Annotated in this window: 16 protein-coding genes and 1 pseudogene; 8 read left to right on the forward strand and 9 right to left on the reverse strand. The window is 42.5% G+C overall.

Going from position 1 to position 17,224, the window contains the following annotated elements:
* Positions 1-191: 191 nt before the first annotated feature.
* The 6 genes from cobB to SWOO_RS09475 all read left to right on the forward strand — a co-directional run bounded on the left by cobB (position 192) and on the right by SWOO_RS09475 (position 6,253).
* Complete coding sequence (gene cobB, locus SWOO_RS09450; RefSeq protein WP_012324473.1) at positions 192-956, forward strand: Sir2 family NAD+-dependent deacetylase; 765 nt, start codon at positions 192-194, stop codon at positions 954-956.
* Entirely contained in the window at positions 956-1,447 is a 492-nt protein-coding gene (locus SWOO_RS09455; protein ID WP_012324474.1) for an ATP-binding protein, read from the forward strand. The genes cobB and SWOO_RS09455 overlap by 1 nt, the downstream gene beginning before the upstream one ends.
* Positions 1,448-1,800: 353 nt before the next feature.
* On the forward strand, positions 1,801-2,805 hold the full coding sequence (locus SWOO_RS09460; RefSeq protein WP_012324475.1) for an ABC transporter substrate-binding protein: 1,005 nt from the start codon (positions 1,801-1,803) through the stop codon (positions 2,803-2,805).
* A gap of 68 nt (positions 2,806-2,873) precedes the next feature.
* Positions 2,874-3,770: an ABC transporter permease gene (locus SWOO_RS09465; protein WP_012324476.1), complete on the forward strand. Its 897-nt coding sequence runs from the start codon at positions 2,874-2,876 to the stop codon at positions 3,768-3,770.
* A complete protein-coding gene (locus tag SWOO_RS09470; protein WP_012324477.1) occupies positions 3,763-5,004 on the forward strand; it encodes a quaternary amine ABC transporter ATP-binding protein in 1,242 nt (413 codons plus the stop codon). Before SWOO_RS09465 ends, SWOO_RS09470 begins: the two co-directional genes overlap by 8 nt.
* A gap of 28 nt (positions 5,005-5,032) precedes the next feature.
* A complete protein-coding gene (locus SWOO_RS09475) occupies positions 5,033-6,253 on the forward strand; it encodes a carbohydrate porin (protein WP_012324478.1) in 1,221 nt (406 codons plus the stop codon).
* Between the two features lie 65 nt (positions 6,254-6,318).
* Here the strand turns inward: SWOO_RS09475 and SWOO_RS09480 are convergent, their stop codons facing one another.
* The 7 genes and pseudogenes from SWOO_RS09480 to SWOO_RS09515 all read right to left on the reverse strand — a co-directional run bounded on the left by SWOO_RS09480 (position 6,319) and on the right by SWOO_RS09515 (position 12,478).
* A complete protein-coding gene (locus SWOO_RS09480) occupies positions 6,319-6,564 on the reverse strand; it encodes a hypothetical protein (protein ID WP_012324479.1) in 246 nt (81 codons plus the stop codon).
* 14 nt (positions 6,565-6,578) lie between these two features.
* A complete protein-coding gene (locus SWOO_RS09485) occupies positions 6,579-7,064 on the reverse strand; it encodes a GNAT family N-acetyltransferase (RefSeq protein WP_012324480.1) in 486 nt (161 codons plus the stop codon).
* 15 nt (positions 7,065-7,079) lie between these two features.
* Positions 7,080-7,571 carry a GNAT family N-acetyltransferase gene (locus SWOO_RS09490; protein WP_012324481.1) on the reverse strand — a complete coding sequence of 164 codons (492 nt, stop codon included), beginning with the start codon at positions 7,569-7,571 and terminating at the stop codon, positions 7,080-7,082.
* 190 nt (positions 7,572-7,761) lie between these two features.
* A complete protein-coding gene (locus tag SWOO_RS09495) occupies positions 7,762-8,148 on the reverse strand; it encodes a VOC family protein (protein WP_012324482.1) in 387 nt (128 codons plus the stop codon).
* 548 nt (positions 8,149-8,696) lie between these two features.
* Positions 8,697-9,995 carry a cytosine deaminase gene (locus SWOO_RS09505; protein WP_012324483.1) on the reverse strand — a complete coding sequence of 433 codons (1,299 nt, stop codon included), beginning with the start codon at positions 9,993-9,995 and terminating at the stop codon, positions 8,697-8,699.
* 10 nt (positions 9,996-10,005) lie between these two features.
* Positions 10,006-11,263: pseudogene (gene codB, locus SWOO_RS09510) on the reverse strand (cytosine permease).
* 309 nt (positions 11,264-11,572) lie between these two features.
* Positions 11,573-12,478, reverse strand: coding sequence for a hypothetical protein (locus tag SWOO_RS09515; RefSeq protein ID WP_012324485.1), 906 nt, complete (start codon positions 12,476-12,478; stop codon positions 11,573-11,575).
* A 375-nt stretch (positions 12,479-12,853) separates the two neighbouring features.
* Between SWOO_RS09515 and SWOO_RS09520 the strand changes: the two genes are divergently transcribed.
* Positions 12,854-13,090, forward strand: a complete 237-nt coding sequence (locus SWOO_RS09520) for a hypothetical protein (protein WP_041417573.1) — start codon at positions 12,854-12,856, stop codon at positions 13,088-13,090.
* Positions 13,091-13,179: 89 nt separating this feature from the next.
* On the opposite strand, the gene SWOO_RS09525 is transcribed toward SWOO_RS09520, so the two are convergent.
* Positions 13,180-13,365, reverse strand: coding sequence for a hypothetical protein (locus SWOO_RS09525; protein WP_041417574.1), 186 nt, complete (start codon positions 13,363-13,365; stop codon positions 13,180-13,182).
* Between the two features lie 435 nt (positions 13,366-13,800).
* Between SWOO_RS09525 and SWOO_RS09530 the strand changes: the two genes are divergently transcribed.
* On the forward strand, positions 13,801-14,415 hold the full coding sequence (locus tag SWOO_RS09530) for a hypothetical protein (RefSeq protein ID WP_012324487.1): 615 nt from the start codon (positions 13,801-13,803) through the stop codon (positions 14,413-14,415).
* Between the two features lie 12 nt (positions 14,416-14,427).
* On the opposite strand, the gene SWOO_RS09535 is transcribed toward SWOO_RS09530, so the two are convergent.
* The gene (locus tag SWOO_RS09535) at positions 14,428-17,196 is read right to left on the reverse strand and encodes a serine/threonine-protein kinase (RefSeq protein ID WP_012324488.1); all 2,769 of its coding nucleotides are present in this window, start codon (positions 17,194-17,196) and stop codon (positions 14,428-14,430) included.
* Between the last annotated feature and the right edge of the window lie 28 nt (positions 17,197-17,224).

The following is a 17,224-nucleotide window of genomic DNA, read 5'->3' on the forward strand; positions in this document are numbered from 1 at the left end:
TCTTGCTTTATAGGACGATAAGCAAATAAAACGCAATATTCAGGCACTAATGATGATATTTGGTTCGATTTAAGCACACTTTTTGTATTGTTATTCGGCCGTTATACTAATGCACAATAGCAATTGCCCTTAATTTTTGGCAGGGTATAGTGGAACCAATTAAATAATAAAGATAAAAAGAAGGACTGAAGATGTATCGGCAGATTGTGATTTTAACTGGCGCAGGTATTTCCGCAGAATCTGGCCTAAGAACGTTCAGAGATCAAGATGGCCTTTGGGAGGAGCATAAGATAGAAGATGTAGCCACGCCAGAGGGCTATGCCAGAGATCCTGAGTTAGTTGAGGCGTTTTATAATACTCGCTGGAGCCAGTTACATAATGGAGATGTAGAACCAAACGAGGGGCACCTTGCTTTGGCAAAACTTGAGAAGGAGTTTGATGGAGAACTCTTAGTCGTAACACAGAATATAGATGATCTTCATGAAAGAGCTGGCTCTCGTCGTTTGCTTCATATGCATGGGGAGCTGTCAAAGGGGCGTTGTCCCCGTTCAAGACAAACGTTTATTCTAAAAGATCCCTTTGGCCCTGCTCATACCTGTACCTGCTGTATTCCCGCTCAACGACTTCGCCCCCATGTGGTTTGGTTTGGCGAGATGCCGATAGGTCTAGATAGAATTCAACATGCACTCGACAGCTGTGATCTGTTTATCGCTATCGGAACATCTGGAACGGTTTACCCAGCGGCTGGCTTTGTCGATACAGCAAATCATCATGGTGCGCAGACCATAGAGGTTAATTTAGTTGAAGCGGACAGGCATAGTCAGTTTCAGTATCACCTACAGGGGAAGGCGAGCCAAGTTTTACCTGAGCTGGTTGATAAGATACTCAAAGGGCAAGTTATCAGTAACTCGAGTTGTGATGTCACTGATTCATTAGTGCTGAAAAGTGCTAACTGATGCCAGTTAACACCTATGAGGCTAAACCTGTTGTTACCAATAGCACACAAGGTTTAGCCATCATAATGCGCGGTCTTCCCGGCAGTGGAAAATCCCATTGGGTGAATGAGTTTATTGCTCGTCAGGCTGCTGAGGTTAGAGAACGTTTTTTTACATTTGGCTACTTTTCAACTGATAGTCTGTTTTACCGTGATGACGTGTATCAGTTTGATGTAAAACGTTTATCTGAGTTTCACCAGCGTAACTTAACGGGATTTATCCAAGCACTTTCTGCTGGGGAGCCTATTGTTATTTGTGACAATACTAACTTAGCAAGGTGGGAGTCGATGGCCTATGAGGCCGCGGCTAAAGCACTAGGTTTTCAAGTGCGTTATGTGTTAGTTGGCGATCCAAAAGATAGTGCTCACCAAGTTATGTGTGCCAAGCGGAACAGCCATGGTGTGCCATTATCACAGATTATAAAGATGGCGAACTCGTTTGAAGAGTTTTAGTCCGACAAATAGCTTCTTGCTACTTCTACTTTAAATCTCTCCTTAAAAATCCACCTCAATAATGGCGGCAAAGTGATTCGAGCTCTAATCACTTTTGTCGCTTCTTTAAGACTCAACTTCATTTTCATTAAGTGAATAAAATTTGTTCTATAATTCATAATTCTTCATCTAGGTGAATGATATTCAGGTTAATCCCTCTTAAAGCATATGATTGTGGAGTTGTGAATGATGCTAGATAGATACTTTGAATAAAATGATATGTCAGTGTTAATCTCTGGTAAACTAACTTGTACACTAATGGTTACTTGTGTAGTGTGTTGGTTACATATTCACCGCTTTAAACTGGGAACTCTATGAGAAATATCATTTTAGCCGCTGGCTTACTAGGTAGCATTTTTACACAACAGGTATCGGCTGAAGGTGAGTGCGGCAAGGTTACCATCGCCGATATGAATTGGAGCTCAGCGTCACTGATTGCTAATGTTGATCGCTTCATTCTTGAACATGGTTATGGCTGTGAGGCTGAGTTGCTTCCCGGCGACACTATGCCAACCAGTACCTCAATGATAGAGAAAGGTGAGCCGGATATTGCCCCTGAGATGTGGAGTAATAGTGTAAAAGAGCTCATTGAAAAAGCAGTAAGTGAAAAGCGCTTAGTGATTGCGGGACAATCTCTCTCTGATGGTGGTGAAGAGGGGTTCTGGGTTCCTCAGTATATGGTTGATAAAGATCCTAGTTTACAAACTATTGCTGGCGTTATTGCCAACGTCAAATCTTTTAAACACCCTGAAGATCCAGAACGAGGTGCCTTTTATGGTTGTCCTGCTGGCTGGGGGTGTCAATTGTCAGCAGAAAATCTTTATCGTGCACTTAATTTGAGTGATGCAGGCTTTGATCTCATCGATCCTGGTTCAGGTGCTGGTTTGGCGGGTTCCATTGCTCGAGCGTATGAGCGGGAGAAACCTTGGTTTGGTTATTACTGGGCGCCAACAGCGGTATTAGGTAAGTACAAAATGGTCAAAGTCGACTTTGGAACTGGTGTTGATGTTGAGCATTTTAAAGCGTGTACCTCGCAAGCTGAATGTGCGGATCCTAAAGTGACCATGTATCCAAAGGCGCTCGTTCAAACCATCACTACATCTGATTTCACTAAAAAATCCTCTCAGGGGTTTGACTACCTCAGCAAACGCGCTTTCACCAATGAGCAGATGAATGGTCTACTGGCTTGGATGGAAGATAATCAGGCTGATGGCGATATTGCTGCTGAATATTTTCTAACAAATTATGAAGATATATGGACCCAGTGGGTCGCTGCTGACGTTGCTGCCAAAGTGAAACAAGCCATTAAGAACCGATAAGTCGTTCATGCGAGATCACTGATCTCGCAGCCTCCCTTCGTATAGACATAAAAACAATAGAGGTACTTATGGCCGATTCTTGGCTGAGCAAATTTCCTAAAATGGATCGTGCTGATCTGCTGGAGATACGAAAGTCATTAGATGGCGCTTTTCGTGATTTTTCCCGTGAATATGGTGATGAAATAGAGTCCTTTTTCAGCCCTTTACTTGATTTTTTGATCTGGTTTGAAAAGCTATTAGTACAATCCCCATGGTGGGCGGTACTCATTGTTATTACTGCGATGGTTTATCTCGCCAGTCGTTCCTGGAAACTATCTTTAGGTGTGGTTGTGTCGTTTTTGCTTATCGGTTATTTCGGTATGTGGGAGGATACGATGCGTACGTTAAGTATTATCACTGTTTGTACGCTTTTAGCCATTATATTGGGCGTCCCTATAGGGATCTTTATGGCACGCAGCGACCGAACACAATCTGCTGTCACCCCCATTTTAGATGTCATGCAGACCATGCCCGCGTTTGTCTACCTTATCCCTGTGGTGATGCTGCTTGGGATCGGCAAAGTTCCTGGCGTAATTGCCGTGGTTATCTATGCAATTCCACCGGTTATTCGCCTGACAAACTTAGGGATCAGACTTGTCGATAAAGAGGTACTTGAAGCTGCGACGGCCTATGGAGCCAATAAGATGCAGCGCTTGTTAGGCGTACAACTGCCCCTTGCTGCTCCAACGATTATGGCTGGGATTAACCAAACCATTATGATGGCGTTGGGGATGGTAGTGATTGCGTCGATGATTGGTGTAAAGGGACTAGGTCAACCTGTACTTAAATCTATTACTAATCAGTATTTTACCTTAGGGCTTTTCAATGGTTTAGCCATTGTGGCGTTAGCTATCATTTTCGACAGAGCCTCTCAAGCATACGCTAAGCGTTCTCAGAAGCATTTGCAGGATGGTCATAATGTCTAACAAAGTGAAGATAGAGCCGCTTATTGAGATTAAAGATCTCTACAAGGTTTTTGGAAAAAAGCCAGCGAGTGTGATGCCCATGGTTCGAGAGGGGTTATCTAAAGATGACATCTTGGCTCAAACGGGTCACACAGTTGGTTTAAAAGCGATAAACCTTGATGTTTATAAAGGTGAAATTTTCGTCATTATGGGCTTGTCTGGCTCAGGAAAGTCTACATTAATCCGCCATTTCAATCGCCTTATCGATCCCACAGAGGGGCAGATATTGGTCGAGGGAACGGATGTGATGAAATTAAATACCAAGGAGCTGGAAACATTTCGCCGTAAAAAGATGGCGATGGTTTTTCAACGCTTTGGTTTGATGCCCCATAGAAACGTTCAGGACAACGTGGCTTATGGGCTAAGTGTTCAAGGAGTTGATAAAGCCACCAGAGTTGATAAAGCAAACAAGTGGTTAGAGACTGTGGGACTTGCTGGTTATGAGAAGCAGTACCCATCGCAGCTTTCTGGCGGTCAGCAGCAACGTGTCGGTCTTGCAAGAGCCTTATGTACAGATGCTGAAATCTTGTTGATGGATGAGGCTTTTTCCGCGCTCGATCCCTTGATCCGCAGTGAGATGCAAGACCAATTGGTTGAGCTGCAAAAAGAGCTAAGTAAAACCATTATCTTCATTACTCACGACTTAGATGAAGCCCTAAGAATTGGTGATCGTATCGCGATTTTAAAAGATGGCGATCTTATTCAACTTGGGGAGCCCGTCGACATTCTGCTTAATCCTGCCGATGACTATGTTGAAGCTTTTGTTAAAGATGTGAACCGAGCACGGGCATTAACAGTAGATACAGTGATGAAGCCGCCGGCCTACCGTTTGACGGCAGAGACCATAGGTGAAGCACTAAAAGAGATGAGACAGAATTCAGCCAACTACGCCTACTACATGACCGAAGAGGGCTTTCAGGGAGTGGTCTGTGAGAAAGCGCTTGAGAGTGCTGCTGAAGATAATGCCGCCGCACCAATGGATGAGTTTAAAGTAGAAGAGATGAGTGTGCTCTCACCGGATGCACCGCTGGAAAGTATTATTCCTGCCACGATGAAGTCAGATTTTCCAATGCCAGTCGTGGATGATGATGGAGACCTACAAGGCCTCCTTTCAAGAGAAGATCTGGCTGAGGTACTGTCAGATTTTTACAAAGATGAAAAAGATGAAGTAGTCACTGAGTCTAAAACAGATTAAAAACAATGATAAGCAATAAGGATAAATGATGATCCGCAAGACACTATTAGCCTCTTGCATCGCAATGATGTTAAATGCTAGCGCAAATGGCGCCACGGTTGATGAAGAGATCGCGGCGCTTAAAGCTCGAATCGATCAACTGGAGTCAGAGAAAGTAGCTCCTAAGAGTGAGGTTGAGGAGAAAAAGGATAACTCTATTAAGTTTGGTGGAGCCGCACGTTTCCAATACAGCTACGAAGATTATTCAGATAGTAACAAAGATCGTGGTGGTGATTTAGATTTCGATCTATTCCGTATCGATGTCGATGGTAACATCGGAGACATTCTTTTTTCTGCCCAGTATCGCTGGTTTCAGTATATGAATGTGATACATCATGCTTGGGTTGGTTATAATTTTGATGACACTCAGCAGGGTAAAATAGGGGTGACTCAAGTCCCATTTGGTATTTTGACCTATGCATCGAATAGCTACTTCTTCAGTTCTAATTTTTACTTAGGGCTTGAGGATGACTATGACCTAGGTCTGAACTACACCTATAAAACCGATGCCAATCGACTTGATTTAGCCTTTTATAAAAATGATGAATTAGGTGGTTTAGATGGTTACGTATCTGATCGCAGCGACCGTTACGCCTATGATGTCGTCGGTGTCCGTCTTCCTGGAGAGGGGATCTATGATGTGCCAACTTTGGAAGCCGCTGAGTCTAATACCTTCAATGCACGTTATGTTCATAACTTAACATTTAATGATGTAGCCGTTGAGCTCGGAGCTTCGGCTCAGGCTGGTGAGTTGGATATCGCTGGGGCTCAAGATGGAGACCGATTCGCAGCTGCAATACATGGTGTCGTAAACTATAATCGCTGGAACCTGAAACTGCAGGTAACCGGTTATGAATATGATGTTGATGGTATGGATGTTGAGCAGATGGTGGTAGGTGCGTATCATTTTTATGACTCTATCCCTGCTGAAGCAACCACTTATATTGGTAATCTAGCTTACAGTCTACCCGTGAGCATAGGGCCGATATCAAACTTAACTTTCTACAATGATTACTCACTTGTGACAGACAAGTCAGCCGATCTTGAAGATACCTTTATGAATGTCACTGGTATGGCAATCACAGCTGGTGGGCTCTACACCTATGTTGATTTTGTTGTTGCTGAAAACCAGCCATTTATTGGTGGTTCAATGGTGGGCAATGGTGAAGTAAATAAGCGCGTTAACATCAACTTTGGTTATTATTTCTAGTTTTAAATAACATAAGTTTTGATGTGAATTTAAAAAGTGAGGTGAGTTTAGTCTATTGACTATTCTCACCTTTTTTGTAAGTGAAGTAACACTTCATCGTTTAATTCATCAAGTAACATCTTGGTTTTTGACTGCGTTAGGTCCAAAGCTACCCAACCATCTGTGCCCATAATATCCAGAGTAAATATCAGCAGTTTATTTTCTGTCATGGTTAAAGAGTCTGAATTCCATTCGCCTGTTGCTTTGATGATGCCCTGACTGGTATTGAGTCGAGTGATAGTAAACGCAACGGGGGGATTGTTTAAATTCATCTCTCTTATCCTTGTTAAACGAGCTGTTTAGACATGGATACCGATGCCAGTCCAAAACCTGACGGATGTTGCCAGTGAGTTTTTTCAAGAATATCAAACCCTAAAGATTGATAGAAAGCCACAGCGTTAAGAGTGGATGAGAGCTGAAGCTGAGTTAAGTTAGCCTGTTGTGCACTTGAGATTAACGCTGTTGCGATTAACTTTCCAACACCTTTTCTAGATGTTTTAGGGTCGACAAACAGAGACTCAAGTCTGCCTTGTTCCTTGTCAATAAAGCCAAAGCCAAGCAAAGTGCTCTGTTTATTCTCACCGATATCTTCGGCGACAATGGCGTGTAAACTGATCAATATCTCTGCAAAGTTACTTGGCATAGGGGAGGCCGCCCACTGCTTCACCACCTCTTTTGGGTAGTGGCTTAAGCAAGCTTGACTGATTGCCTTGGTTCTTAATGCCCAAATATTGCAAGTATCGGCTATTGTGGCGGCTCTAATATTAATCATCTTATCCTTTTAAGATTATTGGGCTAACCTTGCCATAAGATGGCTATCGACATACTCACCATCTCTGAAAGCATAAGCTTTAGCTGTTCCCTCTATCACGAAGCCTGCTTTTTTATAGAGTGCAATGGCTGCGGGATTGTCTGTATACACCTCAAGTTCAATGCGTTTCAGTGCGAGCCAGTTGTCAGCAAGATCAAGTATCGCTTCTAATAACTGTGTGCCTATTCCCTGATTCTGCAGTTGATGGCTAACAGACATACCAATATTGGCCACGTGTTTCCTACGCGGATTGTCCATTATTATCATGCCAATTTGACCCACAATCTGGTTATCAATAAGGGCAACTAAGTTATAGTGATCTTTACCCATATTAGCGAGTCTAGCCTGCCAGTTTGATAGTGATGGGTAGGGGAGTTGCAACGTACCTGAGTAGCAGGAAGGTTGGGTATATAGTGATTGTACTCCCTCAAAATCGCTAGGTTCAGTGTGCCTTATTGTGACATCCATTTTTGTTTCAGCTCCTTTATCTTCTGTTAGGTTTATATCTATCTTATTAATGTATATAAAGTTAATTTCAATTACGAATGTTTTATCACTAAAATTAAGTGATTGGAAGCTATCATCCAGTGAAGGGGAGATAGGCTAAATCTGTTTGATGTTGATTCAATTTAATCGCTGATATTGCTATTGATTGATTTTATGGCCACTCATTAACATTTTCAGCGGTTGTGAAGTCTGTTCGCTGCGGGTTAACAACACAGAATCTATGCCCAGTTGGTGCTAACATCACGACCCAGCGTGGAAACTTTTCAGCAACTACTGCACCTAGTTTTTCAAGTCGAGCAACTTCTGCATTGATGTCATCGGTCTCGATATCTAGGTGAACTCTGCTTTCGTGGTTCACTTTTTGAATCAACACTTGGGGTTGATTGTTACAGGTTTCCAGATGCGCATACTTATTAGACCAATCCTCGGTAGAGGAGATGCACATTAAACCTAGGGCATTTTCCCAAAACTGATTGGCGACTTCGATATCATCAACTTGACTGTCTATCACTAGGGCGGCTAATCGACTCTTATGCATATTGTGGTCCTCTATCTAGTTGAGCTATACCAGAGCTTCTCGCACGGCATTAGAGGGGGAGCACTTGGGTATAGCACTCGTTCTAACTTGATTATTTTAAGGGCAATAGTCAAGAGAAAGGGTGAGATGACAGGATGGAGGATTTGGAGTAGAGCTGCTGTAAGTAATACCAATCAGTATAAGAAATTGATCTACTCAGAGTGTCTTTTGGCAAACTAATTCAAGGCGAATGGATGATGGAATGGTTGTTCCCTTGTGAGTTCATTCAACGCAGAATTAGGCAGCCAAAAACACTCCTTACAGGCGAGTTTTAGCGGTTCTGATGCTGTGACTTTTTATAAACAAAGAGGGAGCTTAACCCATAGTTTCACTATGCTCTTCACTCGTTGCAAACCACATGGATGTGGTGAATGTCATTAATGCAGGAGCAATTAAAGACCTTGCCTCAGTACCGCTAAACTCTCGCTGAGCGATCAAATCTTTATACTGATTGGTATAAAGGGTCACTATATAAAAAATTACAGTGACCACAGTGTCAAAGTTGAATATTAACGACGAAAAGTGATGTTTTCAGCTGCTTCTAAATGAATTTGTGTTGTTGCAACTTGAGTTTCTGCGAGCAGCTTTCCGTGGCGTACAGAGTAACGTACTGGCACTTGGCGGCGCACGGCATCAAAACCATTATCGGCAGGAAGGATCAGTAAGCTGCCTGGCTTGCCTATCTCTATCCCATAGCTGTTCTGAATATTCAGGGTACGTGCTGATTTGCTGCTGATAAGGGCTAGCGAGTCATTTATCTGCTCATAACCCATAATCTGACATACATGCAGACCCATATGTAGTACTTGCAGCATATTTGCAGTGCCCAATGGATACCATGGATCGAAGATATCATCATGACCAAAACAGACATTAATGTTGGCTGCCAGCATCTCTTTGACTCGGGTGATGCCGCGGCGTTTAGGATAATCATCGAAACGACCTTGCAGGTGAATATTGACTAGCGGATTGGCGACAAAATTTATGCCCGACATCTTAAGTAGACGGAACAGACGTGAGGCATAGGCACCATTGTATGAGTGCATCGCTGTTGTGTGGCTGGCAGTGACTCGTTCTCCCATATCGTATTTATGGGCCAGAGCGGCAACCGTTTCCACAAAGCGTGATTGTTCGTCATCGATCTCATCGCAGTGAACGTCGATAAGACGGTCATACTTGCGGGCAAGCTCAAAGACAAAGTGCAGAGACTCGACACCATATTCACGGGTGAACTCAAAGTGAGGAATTGCACCTATGACGTCAGCACCTAATTTGACCGCCTCTTCGAGTAACTCTTTACCATTGGGGTAGGAGAGGATCCCCTCCTGCGGGAAAGCAACGATCTGAATATCCACCCATTGCTTCATCTCCTCTTTAACTTCAAGCATGGCTTTAAGGGCGATAAGTGTTGGGTCGGAGACATCGACATGGGTGCGAACATGTTGGATACCGTTGGCTATCTGCCATTTCAGTGTCTGCTTAGCTCGGCTTTTCACATCTTCGATTGAGAGCATAGATTTACGCTCAGACCAACGTTCAATCCCTTCAAACAGAGTTCCAGATATATTCCAGCTTGGCTCTCCTGCTGTTTGTGTGGTGTCTAGGTGTACATGGGGTTCACAAAAAGGGGCGATAGCCATGCCGCCTTCACCGTCAAGGTGCTCGCCAGAGATATCTGCAGAGCTGAAGTGTAAGTGCTCAGTCATTGGGGCGATAGTTTGGAACTTTCCACCTTCAATTAGGATCTGATGCAGGCCTTGCTTGCCTTGGAGAGTAATGTTTTGGATCAGCATATTTGCAGCTGGCATCGTGGTTTCCTTATGCATTAGTTGCATTTTTACAAGTTGATTTTGATGGAACTGTTTTACGTTTAATCAGAGTGTCTATTACGAGATAACTTAGTGCACCAGCCAGTACTGCATTGATTGGCACTATGCCTGGTAGCAAGTGGCCTGCAGCAACACCTATCGCGACGCCTAAAATAGCGGCCCAGTTAACTGTGTCGAATTTTGCATTAGCAAAATCTTTGTACTTTTCACGGTTTCTTAAGAAGTCAGCGATGATGATACCGCCAATTGGGGGGATAGCTGCTGACAGAAAGGTGAGCCATCCCACGAAGTTATTATATAGCCAAAGCGCGCAAAGCGTGCCGATGATGCCGTTAAATACCGACAGGTACTTACTTGGAAGGCCTGTGATATTGGAAAAGCCTAAACCGGAAGCGTAGAGCGCATTATCATTAGTGGTCCAGATGTTTAACCCTAAGATAATAATTGCTGGGATCAGTAAGCCTTGAGCAATCATGACCTCTGAAATATCCGCTTGGCCTGTTGCTGCCGCGCCAGCTGCGCCAAAGATAAACATCAACGAATTGCCAATGAAGAAGGCAAACATAGTGACAAATACAGCATTCATCGGTTTTTTACCAAATCGAACAAAATCAGCGGTGAGTGTTCCTGCTGAAATAAACGACCCGACAACCAGAACCAGCGCGGTAGAGAAGGCCATTGGCTCCTCGGGCGTAAAGGCTACTAAGCCATCGACGCCACCCATACTGTCAACCGCCTGAAGTACTGAGAAACCACCGAAGAGGGCAATAGCGGGAACGGCGATGGCAGATAAGATCATGATGGCGGCAATGCCGAAGTAAACGGTGGCGGTCATCAGTAGACCAGAGATAAGAATAAGCAGGTTGGTGTCTATTCCTGTCGCCTTATGTACTGGGATGGCAAACATCGCGACACCAACACCAAACCAACCAACTTGTGTTCCACCGAGAAGAAGAGAGGGAAGCCAGGAGCCTTTTAAACCGAAAGAGTAACGAGCCAGAAGATGTGTAGAGAGGCCAGATTGAGCGCCGATGTAACCAAGAAATGAAGTATAAATACCGAGAATTAAATTACCAATGAGAACCGCGAGAATAAAATCATTAAAGGAGAGTCCTGTTCCAAGTGTTCCTCCTGTCCACATACTTGCTGAAAAGAAGGTTAATCCCAGCATCACCATAGTGAGAGAGAATGCCTTTACGCGCCGATTGTGGAACCGGACCTAAGCTATAGTTATTATCGCCTGCCATCTGTTACCCCTGCATCATATAAATAAAATGTGCGGCTTACCTGAAGTGTAACCTCGCATTATAACTGCTTGGTGTTACTGCCATTCAGGCAAACGGCGCGTATTCTAGTGATAATCCATACCCTGTCAAGGATATTGATAGGGTTATTCTATTTTTGATGACTTCACTAGCGAATCTGCTAAAAATGATATGTATTTGCTGATTAGATGTAACTAGCTTCAGTTTTTGTTTATTCACTTTAGTATCTAAATAGCATATGCATTGTTATTTATCATTTGAAACTGATGACGAGTAAGAGAAAGTTTTAGTTTATCGCTTAAGTGCACTGTAGAAGGTAAGAATGCTGATGAGTCTTCTCTTATCTTGAGCTTTGATCCAATTTTGTCCATAAAGATGCATTACTGATGCTGCCAACGTGATTTGATGTAAATTATTACTGCTATTAAACAGTAATGCCCTACAATTTTTATGTAATACAGCCGTATTCAGTTCACCTTGATAAAGCGTATTGATAACAGGGCTATCTTCAACATCACTAAACGTCCAATGACACTGCTCATATACGTTGAGTAGTAGCTGGTTGAATTGGGAGTTTGTTAGATTGTCTTTATGTTTTATAAGCCAAGAGAGTGCGATCAGGTTATGCCCCCAAAAACCTGGCTGAGTCAGTGCTGCATCTAGCCCTTCTTGAAGGGATAGATCACTTTTAAGGATAAAATCATTAGCTAGCGGGTAAGTTAAGGGGTCTTTTTGATAGAAAGTCGCAGTGACAAACTCAGTAAATCTCTCTATAAATCGGAATTTTTGTGAGTTCGTTGTGATCTGCTCAAAGCCCTCTTTAAAGGCTAATAATATAGAGAGATTATGATTGAGGTATTGTGAGTGTTTGATACAGAGATCTAGATAGTAATTGAAGATCTCATTGAAGCCAGATTCATGAAACCACTGCGCCATGGAGAAATAAGAGTAGGGGTAAAGTCCGTGGCTTAACACCCAATCTCTTCTTCTGGCTACAGGCTCAAAAGGTAGAGTTTGCGATGTGAGTATCTCATTGGTAAAAACAGGCTCTTCACTATTAAGTAGTGCATCTAACCTTTCTAGTTCATCTCCAGACAACTCCAGAGCCTTGGTTAAATACTGTATTGATATAAAACACTTAATTGAATGTTGTTGGTGTATTGCCGCTATCCTTTGCAATATTGTATCGAGTGTCACATGAACTCCTTTCGCTAAATAACCAAAGCTTGCTTAGGAACTTAATGCTTTATCCAGATTGTTTCAATATCAAGAGAGCATGTATTTACGGTTTGCACTTAGCAACGCAAACTGTACTTTTATACTAGTTTTTCTTTGAATGTTGGTGCTTAAGTATTGTTTATTAAATCATTATTTATGATTGGTTAATTGTATTTGGATCATGTGCTAGTGTCAGAAATGCTAGATAGTAGTTTGATTAGGGATATCGTGTGCGGGTTGTCCAAGCATATAAGCATATCACTGAGGCAATTAATGCTACTTGCTGTTTCTACTAGGATATTACCTTTCATTGGTAACACTTTATATGTTAACTACTCACTTAATGGAATAATTATGTTAAAAAAATCATATTGTGCAGCTTTGCTGACCACCTTACTTATCTCTACATCATCAATGGCAGGGACTCTTAACGTAGAGCCCAATAAGGGCGGGGCTGCTGAGCGAGCTAATACCCAACTTTCTAATGGAAATACTCAGAGCGTTGCTGATATAGATATAAAAGCTGTATTGTCTCCAACGCTTAATCTTCGCCCACAGATTGGCGTGAGACGTCCAATGGGCGATTTATAATCGTCAAATTAACTCTAGGTAATATTTATATCTGCTGGCAACCTGCAAGTTTGCCAGCCTTTTCTATTTGTTAATGAGTTTCCTATTTGTTAGTCAGTTACAGGTATGTCTGTTTTATGGTTCGACTGCTTAATACTTGCTTGCCAGATTCGGATTAACCAATCTTGGGAGTGGTAACCTCCCGATAGAGCGAAATCTAGCTGCTGGATAAGTTTGCTATCTCTTGGTTTACCAGTTAACCAGTGAAAAACTCGGTTAAGACTCCACAGTTTCATATTAGTTAGCTCTGTATTATTTACTTCATAAAAGCTTATCAAAAATGACAAAAAATCCGTATTACACTATATAACACGTAATAAGCAGCTAATTACTTCATGCTTTATGAATTAAATCGAGCATTCTAAATTAATCATAGGTTTGGTATTTCTATCTATTCATATTTTGTTACTTATGACTGTGAAATTGGGGGGGTATAGATAAATTAAAGGCTTGAATATGGAGGGTATCTGCTGTACTAATTTATAAGGTTTAATTAGGTTTCGAATTTAAACAAGTTGAATTAATATATTAATTTTATTGGTTCTATTGCTTGTTTAATGAGTTGTTTATTCACAGTCTCTATTGTTGAGTCAATATAAATAACGATTAAGCCTATCAAGTTTTTATTTATCCAATCACGCAAGATTATCTATGACAGGGAAGGGAGATTAATGATGAACATAGCCGAAAACATGACAAACAAAGTGACAGACAAAGTGACAGAGGGGGTTGAAATTGTGGTTCCTGCACCCGCGTTCGAAGGAAACAGTATGAACGTGAGTACCGATGTTAACTACTTTTCAATCACGCCCGATGTGCTCTCCCCTTGGAACACCGAAATCTATCGAGTTGATAATGGGGTGTTAGCACTAACACCGAGTCCATGTTCATCCTTAACCATAAGTTTTGAGCCTTATAAACCAAGTGAAACAAGTCCTGTAGTGCTTAGCGAGGAGCTGCAACTCCTGCAACGGGCGGTACTTATCGGCAAGATGAGTGATAAAGCTATCGAGGCTGGTTGGCGTTTTTATGAAAACGGCATCGTGTTTGATGAGGAGCAAAATGCCAGTGCTTATAGTGTCACCAGTCAGGTGGCGGATAATGGGCTACAAGTTATATTGACCATTGAGCAGGTGAAAGAGACTCCCGTTGGGGGAGATACTATCTCCTTTAGGTATGTGGCATCAAAAGATCTACCGACCCCTCCATTTACCGATGCACAGGGACAGTTTACTGTTCACTACTCTCAAGATCCTCTTGTTGGTGTTAGACGACCTCAATTATAAAGTGAGAACTACTCATCCTAGCTGGCAACGTTGATTGTTGCCAGCGTCTACCAAGAGTTGATTAAACTTAGGTGTGTCGCAGAGTGAGTCAAACCAAGGCAGATTAAACCAGGCTGCACCAATATTGGAATTTAATGCCTCTTCGACTTGAGATAGTGCTGAGATATGTTCACCAATTCGTGTGTATACAATTGCGGCCACAAGGGATACTTCTCCATCGTCTGGATTCAGCTTTTTTGCCATATTGATGACTTTAATTGCCGAGTTATACTCCTTTAAATGAGCATAAGCTTGGGCCGACAGTAGCAGTGAAACTCGGTCACTTTGGCCCTGAGTTAAGGCCAATACCTGTCGGTAATTAGTTGTAGATTGGCTAGTTTTACCTAAGATTAATTGAATATCGGCCAGATTTAATACCCAGTTTGGGTGGTTAGGGCTACTATCTACCGCCAATTGAGCCATCTTCAGTGCTTGTTGGTATTTCCCGGAGAGTGCATAGCTAAGTCCAAGGTTACTAATATCAATACTTTGATTGTTTGTTTTCACTAAGGGAACATAAAGCGCTATTGCTTGCTCTAAGTCTCCCTCAATGAGTGAAATATCAGCCAAGAGTTGATTGGCAAAGTAGTGTTTTGGATTGATTGAAAGTAGCGTTTTCAAGGTTTTTTTAGTGTGTATTGAATCACTTTGCCACCAGTAACTGAGTGCTAAATTATATAATAACTTTGTACTTGGCCTCAGAGATAGTGCTTTCTGGTAGGTGTTTATGGCCTGCTTTAATTGATTGCTGGCTAAGAATAAGTAGGCTTGTAGCTCAATTAATACAGTTTCATCAGCCCCACGCTGCTTGGCTATGGTAAGTTGTTTCTCTGCCTGCTCAAACTCATTGGTGGTGATTGCTATGGCGAACTGATCTATGGCTTGTTCGACACTGTATCGATACTCAGGAGGAGATTGATTTATCAAATTAACGATACCCTCCATGTACTTTTCATCATTTGTATCTGCGTATAGGTTTAGCGCAGACTCTCTGTATAAGCCATAACCTGAAAATAGGTGTGGTGAATTCACCAGTATTTTCTCTAACGTGATCAAGTGGTTTTCTGTCGCTTCTCCCCGTAACTTCATTATTGAGTAAAGCTCAATATAACTCAGGTAGTCTTGTTCACTAACCTGCATATTTACCTGCTCTCCAGCCACGCTATCTGAAAATAGCTTAGCCAGCTTCAGTTGGGTATCATTATGGGTGGCGTAGAAGTTCTCCAATATTACCGGCCAGTGATCCTGCTCTGATACCGTCCAGCGCTGAGAGTCTGAGCTTTTATTTAATCGTGAAAGAGTAATGTTGCAGCGGGTGATGTTGCAGTTGATTTCACTGGTGAGGATATCTGTCGCGCCAGTATAGTTGCCGATTGCATTGATATCGCCCTCGATGGCATTAACCTCTGAGCTTGAGATAAGCTGCATCGATTGGTTTTGTATTATGTACTGCTTAATAGCATCGTCCATGGTTGCTACCAGCAAGCTAGGTTCTGCACTGGCTAAAAGATTGGAGCCGATGGGGTTTTGATTGTTAAAGCTTGAGCTTTCAAGTGTTGGTGGGATCACTACCACTTGATGTTTAATCGCCGTGCTAGATGGTGCAGGATTCATAAAAGCCAATAGTGATGGGTAGTTTGCCAGCAATAAAGCCGTTAACAGGCAAAGAGCTGCCGCCGTTATTAATATACTTTTTTTCGATAACGTATTGAGAGGGCTCGTTTTAAGTACACTGTCTCTAAGTGCATTGTCTCTAAGTGTATTGTCTTTAGAGGGAGCATGATGCTCCTCTGTTTCGGTGCCTCTATCGTATAGCGGAGTATTGGCTACAGTTTGCTGCTGTAATATCTCTTCTTGGGTTTGTGCGATGATAATTTGCTGGAGTTTATCTGCCACTTGCTTTGCGCTTTGTACTCTATCTGCGGGTTGTTTTTGAAGTAGTTGATTGAGTAATTTCGCTAATGCTGCTGGGATTTGTGGCACAAGTTCAAAGGCATCTGGCGCTGGGGTTGTGATGATGTTATCACCAATCTGACTTGCTGAGCCTGTGCCAAAAGGGTGGTGACCAGAGATAAAGCGATAGGCCAAAATGCCGAAAGAGAATAGATCACTTAAATGGTTGATTGGCAATCCATTTAGCTGCTCTGGTGACATGGCTATTTTACAACCTTGGCTTGCAACTAGGCTCTCATCATTTTCGCTGACATTTTGCAGTGCTTGGACTGAGCGCTGAGTTTGCGCAATGCCAAAATCAACAATTTTAGCGCCGAAACCGCCTTCATTTGTCTCCGAGGTAATGATGATATTAGATGCTTTTAGATCGCAATGAACAACTCCTACATGGTGTGCGGCTGCTAGCCCTAGGCAGATCTGATGTAAGATCGTTAGTTTCTGGATTAGGCTAGGGAGCTGCTCATGCTGAAACTGCTGAAGCGGTTGGCCTTCGATGAACTCCATGACTAATACGAGCTGACTTTGATGTTCCAGCACATCATAGATCTGCACAATATTAGGATGGTTTAACTTAGCTAAGGCTCTGGCTTCATCTAGTGTTTTATTTGGTGTCTGGCTCCCGTCTGATGCTTTATTCAACACTTTAATGGCGACGGTTCGATGCAAACGAGTATCTTGGGCGAGGTATACCTTGCCCATGCCTCCTGCACCTAAAGTATCTGTCAGCGTATATTTATCTGAAATAAACTCAGGTAGTTGTAGGGGCGTGGGCTCAGTTATAGGCTTCAATTTACTTCTGTTCCTATTTTATGATGGT

This window comes from Shewanella woodyi ATCC 51908 (assembly GCF_000019525.1).
GTDB classification, from domain to species: Bacteria; Pseudomonadota; Gammaproteobacteria; order Enterobacterales; family Shewanellaceae; genus Shewanella; species Shewanella woodyi.

Excerpts from the sequence above, each read along its gene's own strand:
- cobB (WP_012324473.1), top strand. The coding sequence starts at position 192 with ATGTATCGGCAGATTGTGATTTTAACTGGCGCAGGTATTTCCGCAGAA.
- SWOO_RS09455 (WP_012324474.1), top strand. The coding sequence starts at position 956 with ATGCCAGTTAACACCTATGAGGCTAAACCTGTTGTTACCAATAGCACA.
- SWOO_RS09460 (WP_012324475.1), top strand. The coding sequence starts at position 1,801 with ATGAGAAATATCATTTTAGCCGCTGGCTTACTAGGTAGCATTTTTACA.
- SWOO_RS09465 (WP_012324476.1), top strand. The coding sequence starts at position 2,874 with ATGGCCGATTCTTGGCTGAGCAAATTTCCTAAAATGGATCGTGCTGAT.
- SWOO_RS09470 (WP_012324477.1), top strand. The coding sequence starts at position 3,763 with ATGTCTAACAAAGTGAAGATAGAGCCGCTTATTGAGATTAAAGATCTC.
- SWOO_RS09475 (WP_012324478.1), top strand. The coding sequence starts at position 5,033 with ATGATCCGCAAGACACTATTAGCCTCTTGCATCGCAATGATGTTAAAT.
- SWOO_RS09480 (WP_012324479.1), bottom strand. The coding sequence starts at position 6,564 with ATGAATTTAAACAATCCCCCCGTTGCGTTTACTATCACTCGACTCAAT.
- SWOO_RS09485 (WP_012324480.1), bottom strand. The coding sequence starts at position 7,064 with ATGATTAATATTAGAGCCGCCACAATAGCCGATACTTGCAATATTTGG.
- SWOO_RS09490 (WP_012324481.1), bottom strand. The coding sequence starts at position 7,571 with ATGGATGTCACAATAAGGCACACTGAACCTAGCGATTTTGAGGGAGTA.
- SWOO_RS09495 (WP_012324482.1), bottom strand. The coding sequence starts at position 8,148 with ATGCATAAGAGTCGATTAGCCGCCCTAGTGATAGACAGTCAAGTTGAT.
- SWOO_RS09505 (WP_012324483.1), bottom strand. The coding sequence starts at position 9,995 with ATGCCAGCTGCAAATATGCTGATCCAAAACATTACTCTCCAAGGCAAG.
- SWOO_RS09520 (WP_041417573.1), top strand. The coding sequence starts at position 12,854 with ATGTTAAAAAAATCATATTGTGCAGCTTTGCTGACCACCTTACTTATC.
- SWOO_RS09525 (WP_041417574.1), bottom strand. The coding sequence starts at position 13,365 with ATGAAACTGTGGAGTCTTAACCGAGTTTTTCACTGGTTAACTGGTAAA.
- SWOO_RS09530 (WP_012324487.1), top strand. The coding sequence starts at position 13,801 with ATGATGAACATAGCCGAAAACATGACAAACAAAGTGACAGACAAAGTG.